Here is a 15,664-nt window from a genome sequence, read left to right as displayed (position 1 = left end):
CTTTGGGAAATGATGGGTTCGTTTCGCGATGCGATATAATGGGGTTGGAGGCGATAAAGATGAACGTACTCGTAGTCGAAGATGAACCGAAATTAGCGGACGGGCTCGCCCGCTTTTTAACGTACGCGGGGTTTCACGTCAGTGTGGTCGGCACACTCGCCGAAGCGAAGCGGCAGCTCGAGCAACCGTTCGATGCGGTCCTGCTCGATGTTCGTCTGCCGGACGGGGAAGGTTGGACGCTCATCCCGAAATTGAAGACGCTCAAGCCGCGACCGGCCATCATCTTGGCGACGGCACGAGGAGAGGCGGATGACCGTGTGTTCGGCCTCGAGCTCGGGGCCGACGATTATTTGGTCAAACCGATCGTGTTAAAAGAACTCGAAATTCGCCTGAAACGTCTCGTCAAACAGACGGACGAGATCTCGTTCGGCGACATGATGGTGGACGCACGATCCCGTACGGTGACCGATCACGGCCAAGCGATTCGGATGACCAATAAAGAATACGAGTTGCTCCTCTTCTTCTTGAAACATAGTGGAGAAGCGCTCGATCGCAACCGCCTACTTGACGAGGTGTGGGATTATACGTTCGCCGGGGACACGCGCACGGTCGACACGCACGTCAAACAGTTGCGTGACAAATTGCCGACGATGAAGCGGTACTTGAAGACGGTGCATCGCGTCGGTTATCGATTGGAGGAAGTCCGATGAGCCGGTTGATGAAGAAGTTGCTTTGGACCGCGATCCTCCCTCTCGTCGTCATGGCGGTGCTCACATTTGGTCTGACATCACTCTTGATTGGGCGTTTCGCGGAGACGGAGAGCTATGACCAACTCGAGCGTGAAGCGGACATCGTGTATGAGGCGCTTGTGGATGGACGCGGCATACCGGGTCAACTCGATGTTCTCGTGTTTCAAGACGGGGAAGCGGTCAATCTTGATCGTGGGGGCAGGATGCGTCGACATATGTCGCCAGCCCTCGATCCAGACTCACTTTCTGAACGAGATGAGGTCAGTGTGAACGGGGCGCGGTTATTGACGTTCCTTCGGGAAGAAGGGGATGTGCAAATCGTGACGTACGCACCCGTCCCGCTGTCGAATCCGCAGTTTCGTCAAATCTACGTCATTCTCGGGAGCGGGTTCTTGCTCGCGCTCATCGTCGCCGTCGGTGTGACGTATTGGATGGGGCGGCGTTTGACGTCCCCGCTCGTCGAGTTGAAGCAGGCGACCGCAGCCATCATGTTGGGCCGGCATGACATCACACTGCCGCCTGTCACCGACGACGAGATTGGCGATTTGACGGAAGCGGTCCGTCAGATGAACACATCACTCGAAGAGAAAGAACGGATGCAAAATACATTCATCTCAGGGGTTACGCACGATGTCCGGACCCCGCTTGCCATTGTCCGGAACGAGGCCGAAATGCTTGAACTCGGTGTCGTCAAACAAGAAGACGTGGCGGCGACGGGTCGCAGTTTAACCGAGGAAGTCGATCGGATCGATCGGCTCGTGAGTCAGATGCTCGAATACTCCAAACTATCCGCGGGCAACGTGACACTTTCGGTCGAGTCCGTTCGTTTGGATGCATTGATCAAAGAGACTGTCTCGCGGATGGATGAATGGTTCCGTCATAAGGAAGTGACGGTCACACTTGAACTCGTCGAGGACGCGGTCGTCCAGGCGGACCGATTGGCGATGGAGCGTGTGCTGTCGAACTTTCTTCAGAACGCGTATCACGCCAGTCCACTAGGAAGTGTGATCACGATCAGGCTCTCCGAGCGACGGCTTGAAATCGAAGACGAAGGGCCGGGCATTGCCGAGACGATGCGCGCCAACATCTGGGATATGTATGTGAAAGGGGACCGTTCGAACGGTCACGGACTTGGTCTGGCCATCAACAAGCTGTTGCTCGAGGCTCAAGGACTCGTTTACGGAGTCGAATCGAGAGAGGGAGAGGGGGCGTTGTTTTGGATCGAATGGGACTAAATTTATTTTTGCGGGGTGTCCGCTTAGAGCGAGATCGGATTGAAAAGCCAGGGTACCCGTTCTCGCTACCGATTTTTGATGGATTTGATGAATTGACGCTGACGAAGCCAGTCACGTTCTTGGTTGGTGAGAATGGGAGTGGAAAATCGACGTTGGTCGAAGGGATGGCCATCGCCGCCGGATTCAATCCGGAAGGTGGGGCGACGACGTTCCGTTTTGAGACCGAGGCAACGCATAGCCCGTTGTTCGAGGCGCTCCGTCCGATTCGGGGCGCGTACCGGCCGAAAGACGGATTTTTCCTCCGGGCCGAGACGGCATATCAATTGTCGAGTTATGTGGATGAGATTGCCCGGACGTCGCCCGACCCGGAACGGTTCTATGCGTCTTACGGCGGTCGATCGCTCCATGAGCAATCGCACGGGGAGGCGTTCTTGTCGCTCATGCTCCATCGTTTCCGGGATGGCGGGCTCTATATATTGGACGAGCCTGAGGCCGCCTTGTCCCCCATGCGGCAGTTGACGATGCTCGCGCGGATGCATGAACTCGTCCAATCGGGCAGTCAATTCATCATCGCGACCCATTCACCAATCCTCATGTCGTATCCTGACGCCGACATCCTCCAAGTCGAGACGGGACTCCGTCCGACGACGTTCGATGAACTCGAGCACGTTCGTGTCATGCGCGACTTCCTAGCGGCTCCGGAACGGATGCAACGCATCCTGTTCGAGGATTAGACGGTGAAATAAGAAAAGAGCGGCCGCGGCCGCTCTTTTCTTATGACTTCGTGACTTTGCGCAAGACGATGATGGCGAGACTGACGCCACCGGCAATCAACATATACGTGAGAATCTCCATCCAAGCTGTCATCAGACATCCTCCTCCGCGAAGACAGCCAAGTCCCCTTGAGGCATGGCGACGAGTAAGAAGTGTTCGCCTCCGAGCGGACGGGCGTCTCCGGCCTGCCAACTTTCATACTGTTCGTGATAGCCGTTCACGAACAGGACGGCTCCAGATTCAAATGTCAGTTCAAGATGGGGATTGTCTTCAGATAACAGGATGGAACGGACGCGTTCACGTCGGAGTCCGACGAGGTGATGGAGTTGTTCATCTTCGTTGAACAACGGTCCCGATGAATGGACGTACCAAGGTCCTTCAATCGAGAGCCACGACTCGTTGCCGTCTCGGTTGAAGTAGAGTAGATGATGATTGGGGCCAGAACCGAAGTCGATTCCGACGAAGGAAGATGCGTTAAACAAATGCTGTAAAATCCGTGTTGCTTCAAGATGTTCGGTACGGGTCACGCTTCCACCTCGCTTAAATGGGTTAGTTAATTCCATCATTCCACGTTACTTCGCTAAAGTAAATGAAAGGATTATGTGAAATCACTCATATCAAAAGTACAATCATCATGCGCAAGTTCTTGTGGTAAATATTTCAAAGTAATTGAAAGTTTGGTAAGTGATTCAATGAATTTCGGCAAGTTACCCGTGATTCGACTTATAATAAAAAGTATAGGTGAATCGATTTAATGAAACGAGGGATAATCATGGTTTATGGCTTGTTGATTGGCGGCATCGTCCTCATCACCATCGTCTTCAACATCCTTCGGTTGATGACGACCCCCGTCCTGAATCGCTGGTTGCTCGCTGGGTCGAGTAGCCTCGTCGTGATTTGGCACGGAGTATTGTTCGATTTTTATGATTTACATTGGTCGGTGCTGTTATTGATTATGACAGGACTCATTTGTTTTCATTGGAAAGGCATGACTGTTGCCATCATGGTCAGCTGGCTCCTCGTGTACAGTCAATCCGGGACGTTATCCTTTCCACTCTTGCTCAGTTATATCTTCTTCGGCCTAGGTGCAGCGCTTCTTTTCGGCTATGTCACCCAGTTGAAACGAGAACGATCAGGACGATTGCGCATGTTGACGGCGAGTTCTCGACAATTGAACGTGTTCCGAGAGGTCAGTTTCACCATGCAAGACACGCTCGACCCGGACCGGTTGCTCCAAACAATTTTAACGTCAGTGACGGCTGGGCACGGTCTCGGCTTTAACCGATCGATCATTTTCTTCGCCGATGTGGAAAAAGATAGTATTTACGGGGTCATGGGAACGGGTCCAATGAACCCGGAAGATGGTTTTCAAATTTGGGAAGAAATCACTCGGCAACATTATGATCTCCAAGGACTGATTGACGAGAAAGAGACGGACTCGACACACGATGAGCAGTTGAACGAACGGATTCGGAAAATGACGATCCCGTTTCATGGAGACCATCTGTTCAAGCAGACACTCGACTCGGGACGGCCGCTCCACGTCTACGCGAGCATCACCGACGATCCGGTGTTGCGTATGTTACATACCGATTTACAGATGGACGAGTGTACGATTTTCCCGCTCCATCACCAAGGAATCCCATACGGACTTCTCGTCATCGACAACGTCGTCAATAAGAAACCGATCACCCCTCAAAAAATGGACAGTGTTCGACCAATCGCGGAGCAAGCTTCACTCGCATTGCATCAGACGATGCTGTACCAACGCATCGAGACGTTGGCGCTTCGTGACGGGTTGACGCGTCTTAAAAACCATCGCTCGTTCGAACAAGATTTGGATGTCTTGTTCCGGGAGTGCGAAACGGACGAGCTGTCACTGATTGTGATGGATATTGACCATTTCAAGCATTTCAACGACACAAACGGTCACTTGGCTGGAAACGAGTTACTCACGCGGCTCGCGAGTGTCATTCGACGAAGCGTGCCGGATGAACAGATGGCGTATCGGTTCGGTGGCGAAGAGTTTGTCGTTCTCTTGCCGCAGTTCGACGAAGTCGAGGCGTCCCACGTCGCGGAGACGATTCGTGCGGCCGTGCTCGGCACCAACTTCATGTACGGGGAGCGACAACCAGGTGGTCAGTTAACGCTGAGCTTCGGTGTCGCTTCGAAGCACACGCTTCACGAACAGTCACGCGAACGGTTGATTGAGTGCGCCGATCAAGCGTTGTACGCGGCCAAATCACGAGGGAAAAACCAAGTCTGCCGCTGGGAAGGGGTGCCGCTATGACCGAATTCAGTGTCATGATCATGACCGTCGCCTTTATAGCGACCATCTTGTTTACGAGCCGTCCAAGTTATCGGTTTGTGACGGGTAGTGTGGCCAACCGACACGCGGAGGCACTGGGCGTCTCGCTGAAAGACGTCTCATTCTCGTTCGACCAAATGGTGTATTTCATCGCCTTGCCGACAACGATTCCCGAAGTGCGGGATGCGATGAAAGAAGAGCTGGTCGTCGAACCGTATTATGAGTCGTATTTCTTTCCAGAAGTGAACGGCGTGCAAGTCTCGGTTAAATCAGGGTCCGCCGTGATTCCTATCGCCTATTTGCCGATTGACGACTTCAGCCTTCCCGTGTTGGATCGACACTTGGAGGCCGGCAAGGTTAATGAACGCGTCAACCGAACGATTCGGGCACACATGATCGTTCATGAGCGTACGCTCGAAGCGATTCGAGACGAGGTGTACCATCACATTCATGAAGACCGCCTGGCACAATAAAAGGGTTTCCATCACAGACTCGTGGTGGAAACCCTTTTTTCACTGCGCTAACATGTGAAACCGTGCGGCCCCAATCAAGTTGGCCTCGTTGAAGTGGGCACACGTCTCGAGATCGATGTGGAACGTCCCGAACGCGTCACAGAGCGCATCCAAGTGTCGTTTGATGCCGTCTCGGACTTCCGGACGGCGACTGATGCCACCACCGATTAAAATCCGCTCCGGGTCGAGTCCGAATTGAAGATTGTACATGCCGATTGCGTTCCAGCGATAGAAGCGCTCTAATTCCGTTTGGATGACCGGATCGGTTTGAAGCGCGAACACGTCTTTTCCGGTAAGTGGACGACCGAGCTGTTCGCTGCAACGCTTGACGAGGACGGCCGTCGAACCGATGGCGCTCCATGTTCCATCTGGATGCGGCAAGTTCGGGTCCAAAATCCAGTACCCGTACTCACCGCCGTGGAAGTGTGACCCGACCATGATGACGTCCGAGTCGACGAAAGCACCACCGATGCCTGTACCGATGACCACGGTCGCATAACGTTTCACGGATGCGGCCGCACCGTTCCATCCTTCTGCAAGTGCTGCCGCATTGGCATCGTTCAAGACGGTGACCGGTAAGTCGTAACGGTCTTCGAACGCCTGTAGAAACGGACGATTGTGGATATACGGCAATGCGCTGATGCCATGAATCAAACCGGTCGTCGAGTCGACGGAGCCGGGCGCACTGAAGGCGATTCCGTCGAGCGGGGACTCGACGGTCGCTTCGTTAAAAATCACATCGACTTGATCAAGCAAGCCGTCCCACGTCGCTGGGGTTGGGACGTGTTTGTTCGACAGGAGGTTGCCGTCGGCTTGGACGACTCCGTATTTGATACTGGTACCACCGATATCGATGGCTAAATAATGTTGCATGTCTTGTTTCCACTCCTTATGGCAAGAACGCGGCCCCGATGACGCCAGCGTCGCCATGCAGTTGCTGCAGGACGAGGGGGGTCGCTCCTCTCAAATGAGGGTATACTCGCATCGCGACCGCGTCTTGTAACTGATTCCAGTATAACGGAGCCGAAGCCGTCACGCCTCCTCCAAGAATGATGACGTCAGGATCGACCGTGTGGATGATATTGGCGAGACCGGTCGCTAAATCCTCGACGAACGTGCTGCGTTCGATTTCGTCTGTCAAAAGCGTCATCGAATCAGTCATTCCTTTAGTGCGGGCACGTTCGTGAAGTGCCGTTCCACTCGCATGCGTCTCAAGCGCTCCGACGTTCAGCGTCGGATGTGCTGGTCCGTCCGTACGAATGATCATATTGCCGACTTCTCCGGCGCTACCATGAGCCCCGCTAATCAAATTTTGCTTATAGACGAAACCGCCGCCAATACCTGTGCTGACCGTGACGTAAAAGACGGAGTCGACATGACGACCAGCCCCAAATTTCGCTTCGGCGAGCGCTGCCGCATTGGCATCATTCTCTAACGTGACAGGTAGGCCGAGCAGAGTGCATAGCGGCTCCACGATTGTCTGATGGTGCCAGTTCGGGAGGTTCGGCGGGGTCAAGAACGCACCTCGTTTTAAGTCGAGCGGACCCGGTGCCGCGATGCCGACGTGCGTGATGTCATATTCGAGTTGGAATCGTTCGACGGCAAGCTTGATTTGGTTCAACAAGGTGTCGAGCGCAAGGTGCGGCTGTGTCTTCAATTTATATTGTTTCTCGAGACGCCCTTCTGTCGACACGACGGCGATTCGTGTGTTTGTGCCGCCCAAATCGATGCCGATGCGGGCTTTTTGTTTCGTTGGAGAGGATACACCGGTGACGAGGCACGTGGCCGTTCCGTCTAACTGAAATGACTGACCCGCTGGCAAAAGCAACGTCGCACCGATCTCGAAGGCCGAACCGTCAATCTCAAGTGTCCCTTCGACGACCGAGAGCAAACGGAACGTGTCCGTCGAGACGGATTCTTCGCGTTCGATCGTCCATTTTTCGACGAAGAAATACGGATTGCGCGTCAACTGCGTTCGGAAATGATCCAGTGACAGGGCAGGTTCCACATAGTCGAGATGGGGTGCGAAGGAGGCAAGGGTACCTTGATTGACGTGGAGATCACGTGTGCGGCCCGTCGTCGGTTCAGTGCGTCCGTAATCATAGAGACGGTACGTCGTATCCGAACTTTGTTGAATCTCGAGAACAGATACGTCTTTCGTCAAAGCGTGGACAGTCCCGGCCGGCACGTATAAAAAATCGCCGCGGCTGACAGGTTTTCGAATTAAACCGGACATGACATCACCAGCTTCGAGCGCCTGTTGTAACGTCTCTTTCGACTCGAACGTATGCCCGTAGATGATTTCTCCCCCTTCTGGCGCGTCGAGGATGTACCAGCATTCATTCTTTCCATACGGTTGACCCTCGAGCGACTGCGCGAGCTCGTCATCAGGATGCACTTGAATCGATAAATCATCGTTCGGGTCAATCCACTTGATCAATAACGGAAATACAGGTGAGTTAATGCCGAACAGTTCTGGATGCGTGGCATAAAGGTCGTCTAGCGTTGTCCCAATATGCGATCCGGCAGACACGACGGAACTGCCTTGCGGCAACGCCGAGGCGGTCCATGCTTCGCCGATCGAGACTTCATCAAAACAAAAACCAAAACGCTTTAAGCGGTCGCCTCCCCAAAGACGATATTGATAATGCGGCTGTAACGGGATGATTTTCATCGTCAATTCCCTCACTCTCATTTATTATCGTATACACTTTTAAATTTAAAAACTAAACAAACTTTAAATCAAGTATAGACATGAAATTAATCATGTGTATAATAAAAGTTGTAAACGATTTCAAAAAAGGAGTGGTCGAACATGAAGAAGGTATTACTTGCTTGTAGTTCAGGAATGTCGACGAGCCTGCTCGTCACGAAAATGCAACAGCACGCGGCGTCAATCGGGGACGAAGCGAAAATTTGGGCAGTCGGTCAAGACCAGGTTGGTAAGGAGATGGAAGAAGCGGACGTCATCCTCATCGGACCGCAAATGCGCTTTTTGCTCGATAAATTGAAAGCGCAAACATCGAAGCCGGTCGAAGTCATCGACATGATGGCCTACGGAACGGCGAATGGGAAAGCAGCGTATGAGCAAGCAATCAAATTGATGGGGTGAGGTCATGGAAGGAACGGAAGAGTTAACGTTAGAACAGATGGCGTTCATGATGATTTTGCATAGCGGGAACGCTCGGAGCACGATTCAAGAAGCAATCCAAACGTATAAGAACGGTTCCTACGAAGCGTTTGAAGCGCAGCTAGCGACAGCACGTGAACAGTTAAAAGAAGCGCATCAGACGCACTTCGGTCAAATTCAAAAAGAGGCGAACGGGGAGAAGACGGACATGTCACTGTTGCTCCTTCACGCCGAAGACCATCTCATGTCGACTCAGACGATGCTCGATTTGACGGCAAGCCTGATCGAGATGATGGAGCAAAAGATTGTAAATCCTAATCAAGAAGGGTGAATCCTATGTCACAGGACAACAAAATGTTCTTATTGATCAGCAAGTTGCTCATGCCGATGGCGACTTACTTGAACAACAGTCGGTATTTGCAAGTATTACGGGATGCGTTCATGCTCGCGTTCCCGATTACCATGTTCGGTTCAATCGTCGTCGTTATTGCCAACTTGCCGTTCTTAGACAAGTTCATGTCGGAAGGGACGCTGAATGCGTTCAAATCGTCACTCGGTAACGCCCCATCGGCCACGATGGGAATCATGTCAATCTTCGTCGTTTTCGGTATTGGCTATTATCTTTCGAAAAGTTACAACGTCGAAGCCGTCTTCGGTGGGGCGATTTCGCTCGTATCGTTCCTCTTGTTGACACCGTTCCTCATTGAAGTCGAAGGAATGACAGAAGCGGTCGGTAACGTCCTCCCGCTTGATCGTCTTGGCGCCAAAGGAATGTTCCTCGCCATGATTACAGGTTTCCTCTCAGGTGAGATTTATCGATTCGTCGTTCAAAAGAACTGGACGATCAAAATGCCGGACGGCGTACCGCCGGCGGTTGCGAAGTCGTTCTCGGCGCTCGTTCCGGCCTTGTTGACGCTCACAGTCTTCTTGCTCCTCAACATTGGTGTGACGAGCTTGTTCAATACGAACTTACATGACGTCATCTTCAACGTCGTGCAACAGCCGCTCGTTAAATTGGGTAACGGTCTCGTCCCAACGTTGATCGCCATCTTCTTCGTCCAATTGTTCTGGTTCTTCGGGTTGCACGGACAAGTCATCGTCAACTCGGTCATGGATCCGATTTGGAATACGTTGTCGCTTGAAAACTTGAACGCGTACACGGCGACCGGAGATGTGCCGAACATCATCAGTAAACAGTTCGTCGAAATCTATACGGTCGGCCTTGGTGGCTCCGGCTCGACGCTTGCCGTCATCGTAGCGATTTTGTTGTTCTTGAAATCGAAGCAGTTGAAACAAATCGGGAAACTGTCACTCGGACCAGGGATTTTTAACGTCAACGAACCGGTCATTTTCGGTCTGCCGATCGTCATGAACCCGCTCATCATGATTCCGTGGATTGTCGCCCCACTCATCACGGTCACGGTCACTTACTTTGCGATGTCGACAGGGCTCGTCCCGCCGCCGACAGGGGTCGCGGTACCTTGGACCGTCCCGATGTTCATCAGCGGGATGATGGCGACGAACTCACTTGCCGGAGGTTTGCTACAACTCGTCAACTTCTTGATCATCTTGGCGGTCTGGTTCCCATTCCTTAAATTTATTGACCGTTTGAACTTGAAGAAAGAACAGGAAGAAGCCGCTAACCATAAAGACGAAGCGGTATGAATGAGAAATAGAGAATAAGGGAGAGAAAGTTTATGACGAACCCGACAGAAACGAAAACATCAGCAGCAGTGACGTATCAATTCCCGACCGATTTTTGGTGGGGGACGGCCTCTTCGGCGACGCAAATGGAAGGTGCGGCGTTTGAGGGAGGCAAAGGCTTAAATATTTGGGATTATTGGTATATGCAACAGCCGAACCGATTCTTCAATGGCGTCAGCGCGACGGAGGCGTCTAACTTCTATCATTTGTACGAGCAAGACATCGCACTCATGAAGGAGCTCGGACATAACACGTTCCGTTTCTCAATCTCGTGGTCACGTCTATTCCCAGAAGGCGTCGGTGAGGTGAATGAAGAGGCGATCACGTTCTATAACAATGTGATTAATTGCCTCATCGATCATGACATCGAGCCGTTCATCAACTTGTATCACTTCGACATGCCGATGGCGCTTCAAGACCGAGGCGGCTGGGAGTCACGTGACGTCGTCGACGCTTACGTACAGTTCGCGAAGACGTGTTTCGAACTTTTCGGAGACCGTGTGACGACATGGTTCACCCATAACGAACCGATCGTACCGGTCGAAGGCGGCTATTTGTACGATTTCCACTATCCGAACGTCGTCGATTTCAAGCGTGCCGTTCAAGTCGCTTACCATTCGATCATATCGAGCGCGCTCGCCATTCAGGCGTACCGGGAGCGGGAACAGGCCGGTCAAATCGGAATTATCCTGAATTTGACGCCGTCGTATCCGCGCAGCCAACATCCGGCCGATCTGAAGGCGTCACGCTTGGCCGACGCGATCTTCAACCGCTCGTTCTTGGACCCGTCCGTGCTCGGGACGTTCCCTGAAGAACTCGTCGACGTGTTACAGGAACAAGGCGCGATGCCGGAGATGCAACCTGGAGACTTGGATCTCATTCGGGCGAATACGATCGACCTCCTTGGCATCAACTACTATCAACCGCGTCGGGTCAAGGCAAAGGCGTCGCTACCGAATCCTGATGCGCCGTTCCTACCCGAGAATTTGTTCGACTTCTATGAGATGCCGGGTCGCAAGATGAACCCGTATCGTGGTTGGGAAATTTATGAGCAGGGCGTCTATGACATCTTGATCAACTTGAAAGACAACTACGGTAACATCCCGTGTTTCATTTCTGAGAACGGGATGGGCGTCGAAGGAGAAGAACGTTACCGTGACACCGACGGCAGCGTCCAAGACGACTACCGGATCGATTTCATTCGCGAGCATTTGAAATGGACGCATCGGGCGCTCGAAGAAGGTGCGAACGTGAAAGGGTACCATTTATGGACGTTCATGGACAACTGGTCATGGAGCAACGCCTATAAGAACCGCTATGGGTTCGTCGGTGTCGACTTGGCGACCCAAGAGCGGACCGTTAAAAAGTCTGGTCACTGGTTCAAACAAGTGATTACCAATCATGGATTTACAGAATAATAGGAAAAGCTGACAAGGACCTACTCTTTGTCAGCTTTTTTTGATATATTATTTGTATATGTCTATACATGAGGTGGAATATGTCTACAAAGAAAAAACCAAAATATGAATCGATTGCGGATGAGATTCGGCATCGGATCAATGAACAGGCTTATGAACTCGAAACACCGCTCCCAGATGAGATTCAATTGGCAGAAGAATTTGGTGTCAGCCGTATGACGATGAAGCGCGCTCTCGAAATTCTCGTGATGGAAGGCTTGATTTATCGGAAGCGTGGCAAAGGGACGTTCATCTTGCCGGCCAGTTTCCAAAAAGAACGCATCAACATCATCAGTAAAGAGACGAGAGGATTGACGCAAGTCATCGGCGACCGCAGTTTGCGCAGTGAAGTGCTCGATTTCGAAGTGAAGTTCCCGACCCAGGAAGTCGCCGACCATTTGATGATTGAGCTGACGGAACCAGTCTATGAGATTCGTCGTGTCCGCTATGTGGACGAAGAGCCGTATGTCATCGAATTGACGTACATGGTCGCCAATCTAATTACAGGACTGTCGCGTAAAATTTTAGAGAAGTCGGTCTATAGCTACATCCAACAGGAGCTCGGTTACACGATCACGAGTTCACACAAGATGATTCGAGCCGACAAGCCTGACGAGTACGACCAACGCTACTTGAAGAATGACATTACCGACCCAATCATCGAAGTCGAACAAGTCGTTTACTTGAGTAACGGGAAGCCGTTCGAATATTCATTCGCCCGGCACCGCTATGACAGGTTCGTTTTCTCTTCGGTCAATATCGTTCGATGACGTCGCCTGAAAAGGCGACTTTTTGCGAAGGAGGTTCGAATGGACGTTCACATTGAACAAGCCGGGTATGAACGCGGTGAGTCGGTCATTGAGGACATCGAATTTGAGGTCCGACCGGGCGAAATCGTCGGGATGATTGGGTCGAACGGGGCCGGGAAGAGCACGACGCTCGCCTGTCTCACCGGAACAATCCCGTGGATGCGTGGAACGGTGAAAATCGACCGCTACGCCTATATCCCCGAGCAACCGGTTTACTATGATTATTTGACGCTCGAGGAACATATCGCTCTCGTATTGGAATTGACGAGTGTTCACACTCGCGAGCGGACAGACGAATTGCTGCGTCTGTTTCGGCTCGAGACGGTCCGGTACGACTATATCGCCTCGTTCTCAAAAGGGATGAAGCAAAAAGCGATGATTCTGTTGGCGCTCATCCAAGAGGCGAAGTTTCTCCTTGTCGATGAGCCGTTCGTCGGACTCGACGCGACGACGACGATTCAGTTGCTTCGTTTACTTGAAGCGGAACGCCGTCAAGGCACCGGGGTGCTTCTCGTCACCCACGTCCTCGATACGGCAGAGCGGTTATGCGACCGCTTCGTCTGGATCGATGACGGACGCATGCTCGCAAGTGGGACGAAAGATGAATTGCGTCTCAGCCTGCAAACCGAAGGCGAGTCGCTGTTCGATATGATGGAAGATGTGGTTATGCGATGAATGAACATCAGCTGTTTGCTAGACGTGTCCGCACCCATGTGACCAAGCAGTGGAAGACGTGGCGGCTCATCTTGGATTGGACAGTCGTTCTGTACGGCGTCATTCCGTTCGCCATCTTTCTCGGGTATCAATACCGATTGCTTTGGCAAGGCGAAATCGAGGGGGTGAGTCAGGTGCCGACGCTCGTTTGGGCGCTTGGAATTGGAATCGTACTCCTTAGAAATCAGTTTTTCGTCTGGGTCGAACGGGCGGACGTGACGCTGGTGGCCAAACGTTCTTTGGTTCGCAGGTTGAAGCACGATTCGTTGCTTTATCACGCCATCAAACTAGGTTCAACGCTCCTCTTTGTCCTATTGATGTTCATCCCCGTGCTTTGGCTTGACGGTTGGCCCGTTGTCTCCATATCCGCATTTGGGATCAGCCTCCTGTTTTTGACCGGGCTTCATACGTGGATCCGTTATCAATTGACGGTCCGGCGCAGCCATTGGATGTTACGAGTTACGGTCACGTGTGTGACGTTCGTTTGTATGTATGCGCTCCTCAGCGATTCGCCTTTAGGGGCGGTCGTTCTCGGCAGCGGCCTCGTGGCGGTTGCGATATATGTGGGAGAGGGGTGGGTGACGCGTCATCCATTTCTTAGCCAAGAACTCGAACGTAGTGAGGCGCTGCGTACCGCTTTTGACCGGGCATTATTATCCACGTCGGGCGCCATCGAGAAGCCGAGCCGGCGCAAGCGTCCGCTCTATCGACCGAGACCGAATCGGTTTGGGACCGCCCGGCGTACGTCGGCCATCTTACTCTATATACGGACGCCGCGTCATCGGAACTTATGGCTACGTCTCATCCCGCTTGCCGTCACAGGGATGCTCCTCGTGCCGAGCTGGTTCAAGTTGCTCATCCCGCTCTACGTCGGCTATGTGATGTGGCAAGAACGACAGGCGTTCAAACAAGAGATGGAGCGTCATCCATTTTTCCGCGCCATCCAAGAAAGGACAGATTTATGACTGAACAAGACTATGAACGATTGCTTCAAATCGAGACGGCGAAACCGCAACAAGGGTTCCCGGCCTCGGCCGAATACCACCGCTATGAACCGACTCCTTATGAGGCGCTCGACTTGTTGCGTGACGCCTATCCGCTCGCGGCCACGGACACGGTCGTCGATTTCGGTTCGGGGAAAGGGCGCCTCCCGTTTTATCTCGCCTATACGTTCCGAGTTCGGGCCATTGGCATCGAGATGGATGGCGGCTTCCACGAAGCGGCACTTGAGAATTGGATGAACTACGCCAAGAAACACCGGACGCGTGGCAGTGTTCAGCTCGTCCGCGGCTACGCCGAACAGTTTGAGGTGCCGGCTGAGGCGAACCGCTTTTACTTCTTCAACCCGTTCTCGGTGAACGTGTTCCGGCAGGTCGTCGCGAATATCATCGACTCGGTCGAGCGAACGCCGCGTCCGGTCGATCTCATCCTCTATTATCCAGCCGATGAGTACTTACATTTTCTGAACGACGAGACGCCTTTCCGCTACGTACAGGACGTTCGCTTGCCGTTAAAGAATCTCCATGAGCGCTTTCTTATTTATCGTTTTGATATGATGGAGTCATCTTGGTAAATGGGGAGTGGATCATCGTGAAGAAAGAAGATATTTTAGATGCGTATCGTTGGCGTCAAGCGACGAAAGAGTTCGACGCGGACCGCAAAATCGATGAGGAAGATTTCGAATTCATTCTGGAGACGGGTCGCTTATCACCGAGTTCGTTCGGCTTCGAGCCTTGGCAGTTCGTCGTCATTCGTCGCGAAGACTTGCTCCGGAAGATCAAAGACCACGCGTGGGGTGCCCAAGGACAGGCGTTAACGGCGAGCCATTTCGTGTTGATCTTGGCGCGGACGCCTGAAGCGATGCGCTACGACTCGGACTACATCCGTCATATCGTCACGGACGTCCAAGGACGGACCGAGGACGAGTACGCCCTTCGGGTGAAACGGGTCCGTGAGTTCCAAGAACAAGATTATCGACTGTTGGACGACGAGCGTGTGTTCCAAGAATGGATTAAACGCCAGACGTATATCCCGCTCGGCAACATGATGACGGCCGCCGCACAGATCGGCGTCGACTCATGTCCGATCGAAGGGTTCAATCAAGCGGAGATTGACGAATTATTGATCTCGGAAGGGGTCATGGAACGAGGTGCCTGGTCGCTCTCGGTCATGGTCGCATTCGGACATCGGGCCCGTGACTTCGCGCCGAAGACACGCCGTGACTTTAATGAGGTCGTCAAATACATCGGATGAAAAAAAGCTCAAGCGCCGA

Annotated in this window: 17 protein-coding genes; 14 read left to right on the top strand and 3 right to left on the bottom strand. The window is 52.6% G+C overall.

The window, feature by feature from the left end; all coding sequences use genetic code 11:
- Positions 1-59: 59 nt before the first annotated feature.
- From KNP67_RS08130 to KNP67_RS08120, 3 genes are read left to right on the top strand one after another with little or no spacing between them, the layout of a single operon-like run.
- A complete protein-coding gene (locus KNP67_RS08130; protein ID WP_131471693.1) occupies positions 60-710 on the top strand; it encodes a response regulator transcription factor in 651 nt (216 codons plus the stop codon).
- Positions 707-1,984 (top strand): sensor histidine kinase, encoded by a 1,278-nt coding sequence (locus KNP67_RS08125; protein WP_131471692.1) that lies wholly within the window; start codon positions 707-709, stop codon positions 1,982-1,984. The genes KNP67_RS08130 and KNP67_RS08125 overlap by 4 nt, the downstream gene beginning before the upstream one ends.
- The gene (locus tag KNP67_RS08120) at positions 1,975-2,718 is read left to right on the top strand and encodes an AAA family ATPase (RefSeq protein WP_131471691.1); all 744 of its coding nucleotides are present in this window, start codon (positions 1,975-1,977) and stop codon (positions 2,716-2,718) included. The genes KNP67_RS08125 and KNP67_RS08120 overlap by 10 nt, the downstream gene beginning before the upstream one ends.
- Positions 2,719-2,850: 132 nt before the next feature.
- Here KNP67_RS08120 and KNP67_RS08115 read toward each other — a convergent pair whose 3' ends face one another.
- Complete coding sequence (locus KNP67_RS08115) at positions 2,851-3,285, bottom strand: hypothetical protein (protein WP_131471690.1); 435 nt, start codon at positions 3,283-3,285, stop codon at positions 2,851-2,853.
- A gap of 227 nt (positions 3,286-3,512) precedes the next feature.
- On the opposite strand from KNP67_RS08115, the gene KNP67_RS08110 reads away from it, so the two are divergent.
- Both KNP67_RS08110 and KNP67_RS08105 read left to right on the top strand, forming a co-directional pair.
- Entirely contained in the window at positions 3,513-5,048 is a 1,536-nt protein-coding gene (locus tag KNP67_RS08110) for a sensor domain-containing diguanylate cyclase (RefSeq protein WP_131471689.1), read from the top strand.
- On the top strand, positions 5,045-5,539 hold the full coding sequence (locus KNP67_RS08105; RefSeq protein WP_131471687.1) for a hypothetical protein: 495 nt from the start codon (positions 5,045-5,047) through the stop codon (positions 5,537-5,539). Before KNP67_RS08110 ends, KNP67_RS08105 begins: the two co-directional genes overlap by 4 nt.
- Before the next feature lie 39 nt (positions 5,540-5,578).
- Here KNP67_RS08105 and KNP67_RS08100 read toward each other — a convergent pair whose 3' ends face one another.
- Together KNP67_RS08100 and KNP67_RS08095 are read right to left on the bottom strand one after the other, a co-directional pair.
- Complete coding sequence (locus KNP67_RS08100) at positions 5,579-6,451, bottom strand: ROK family protein (protein ID WP_165569426.1); 873 nt, start codon at positions 6,449-6,451, stop codon at positions 5,579-5,581.
- Positions 6,452-6,467: 16 nt separating this feature from the next.
- Positions 6,468-8,252 (bottom strand): type I phosphomannose isomerase catalytic subunit, encoded by a 1,785-nt coding sequence (locus tag KNP67_RS08095; protein WP_165569425.1) that lies wholly within the window; start codon positions 8,250-8,252, stop codon positions 6,468-6,470.
- 141 nt (positions 8,253-8,393) lie between these two features.
- Here KNP67_RS08095 and KNP67_RS08090 point away from each other — a divergent pair, with 141 nt between their 5' ends.
- The 9 genes from KNP67_RS08090 (at position 8,394) to KNP67_RS08050 (ending at position 15,645) form a co-directional block, all read left to right on the top strand.
- Positions 8,394-8,690 (top strand): PTS sugar transporter subunit IIB, encoded by a 297-nt coding sequence (locus KNP67_RS08090; RefSeq protein WP_021067999.1) that lies wholly within the window; start codon positions 8,394-8,396, stop codon positions 8,688-8,690.
- A 4-nt stretch (positions 8,691-8,694) separates the two neighbouring features.
- Positions 8,695-9,039, top strand: coding sequence for a PTS sugar transporter subunit IIA (locus tag KNP67_RS08085; protein WP_021068000.1), 345 nt, complete (start codon positions 8,695-8,697; stop codon positions 9,037-9,039).
- A gap of 23 nt (positions 9,040-9,062) precedes the next feature.
- Positions 9,063-10,373 carry a PTS cellobiose transporter subunit IIC gene (gene celB / locus KNP67_RS08080; protein WP_058765536.1) on the top strand — a complete coding sequence of 437 codons (1,311 nt, stop codon included), beginning with the start codon at positions 9,063-9,065 and terminating at the stop codon, positions 10,371-10,373.
- A 32-nt stretch (positions 10,374-10,405) separates the two neighbouring features.
- Complete coding sequence (locus KNP67_RS08075; protein WP_029596336.1) at positions 10,406-11,830, top strand: glycoside hydrolase family 1 protein; 1,425 nt, start codon at positions 10,406-10,408, stop codon at positions 11,828-11,830.
- Between the two features lie 80 nt (positions 11,831-11,910).
- Positions 11,911-12,639 carry a GntR family transcriptional regulator gene (locus KNP67_RS08070; protein WP_131471682.1) on the top strand — a complete coding sequence of 243 codons (729 nt, stop codon included), beginning with the start codon at positions 11,911-11,913 and terminating at the stop codon, positions 12,637-12,639.
- A gap of 39 nt (positions 12,640-12,678) precedes the next feature.
- On the top strand, positions 12,679-13,353 hold the full coding sequence (locus tag KNP67_RS08065; protein WP_029596334.1) for an ABC transporter ATP-binding protein: 675 nt from the start codon (positions 12,679-12,681) through the stop codon (positions 13,351-13,353).
- Positions 13,350-14,357: an ABC transporter permease gene (locus KNP67_RS08060; RefSeq protein WP_214756438.1), complete on the top strand. Its 1,008-nt coding sequence runs from the start codon at positions 13,350-13,352 to the stop codon at positions 14,355-14,357. The genes KNP67_RS08065 and KNP67_RS08060 overlap by 4 nt, the downstream gene beginning before the upstream one ends.
- Complete coding sequence (locus KNP67_RS08055) at positions 14,354-14,965, top strand: class I SAM-dependent methyltransferase (protein ID WP_021068006.1); 612 nt, start codon at positions 14,354-14,356, stop codon at positions 14,963-14,965. Before KNP67_RS08060 ends, KNP67_RS08055 begins: the two co-directional genes overlap by 4 nt.
- A gap of 17 nt (positions 14,966-14,982) precedes the next feature.
- A complete protein-coding gene (locus tag KNP67_RS08050; RefSeq protein ID WP_214756437.1) occupies positions 14,983-15,645 on the top strand; it encodes an NAD(P)H-dependent oxidoreductase in 663 nt (220 codons plus the stop codon).
- Positions 15,646-15,664: the final 19 nt, after the last annotated feature.

The organism is Exiguobacterium sp. s157 (assembly GCF_018618205.1).
GTDB lineage: Bacteria > Bacillota > Bacilli > Exiguobacteriales > Exiguobacteriaceae > Exiguobacterium > Exiguobacterium chiriqhucha.
Note: the sequence above shows the minus strand (reverse complement) of the source record. Positions and strands in the feature narration are given on the sequence as shown.

Excerpts from the sequence above, each read along its gene's own strand:
- KNP67_RS08100 (WP_165569426.1), bottom strand. The coding sequence starts at position 6,451 with ATGCAACATTATTTAGCCATCGATATCGGTGGTACCAGTATCAAATAC.
- celB (WP_058765536.1), top strand. The coding sequence starts at position 9,063 with ATGTTCTTATTGATCAGCAAGTTGCTCATGCCGATGGCGACTTACTTG.
- KNP67_RS08070 (WP_131471682.1), top strand. The coding sequence starts at position 11,911 with ATGTCTACAAAGAAAAAACCAAAATATGAATCGATTGCGGATGAGATT.
- KNP67_RS08095 (WP_165569425.1), bottom strand. The coding sequence starts at position 8,252 with ATGAAAATCATCCCGTTACAGCCGCATTATCAATATCGTCTTTGGGGA.
- KNP67_RS08130 (WP_131471693.1), top strand. The coding sequence starts at position 60 with ATGAACGTACTCGTAGTCGAAGATGAACCGAAATTAGCGGACGGGCTC.
- KNP67_RS08105 (WP_131471687.1), top strand. The coding sequence starts at position 5,045 with ATGACCGAATTCAGTGTCATGATCATGACCGTCGCCTTTATAGCGACC.
- KNP67_RS08060 (WP_214756438.1), top strand. The coding sequence starts at position 13,350 with ATGAATGAACATCAGCTGTTTGCTAGACGTGTCCGCACCCATGTGACC.
- KNP67_RS08120 (WP_131471691.1), top strand. The coding sequence starts at position 1,975 with ATGGGACTAAATTTATTTTTGCGGGGTGTCCGCTTAGAGCGAGATCGG.
- KNP67_RS08075 (WP_029596336.1), top strand. The coding sequence starts at position 10,406 with ATGACGAACCCGACAGAAACGAAAACATCAGCAGCAGTGACGTATCAA.
- KNP67_RS08065 (WP_029596334.1), top strand. The coding sequence starts at position 12,679 with ATGGACGTTCACATTGAACAAGCCGGGTATGAACGCGGTGAGTCGGTC.
- KNP67_RS08090 (WP_021067999.1), top strand. The coding sequence starts at position 8,394 with ATGAAGAAGGTATTACTTGCTTGTAGTTCAGGAATGTCGACGAGCCTG.
- KNP67_RS08085 (WP_021068000.1), top strand. The coding sequence starts at position 8,695 with ATGGAAGGAACGGAAGAGTTAACGTTAGAACAGATGGCGTTCATGATG.
- KNP67_RS08055 (WP_021068006.1), top strand. The coding sequence starts at position 14,354 with ATGACTGAACAAGACTATGAACGATTGCTTCAAATCGAGACGGCGAAA.
- KNP67_RS08110 (WP_131471689.1), top strand. The coding sequence starts at position 3,513 with ATGAAACGAGGGATAATCATGGTTTATGGCTTGTTGATTGGCGGCATC.
- KNP67_RS08125 (WP_131471692.1), top strand. The coding sequence starts at position 707 with ATGAGCCGGTTGATGAAGAAGTTGCTTTGGACCGCGATCCTCCCTCTC.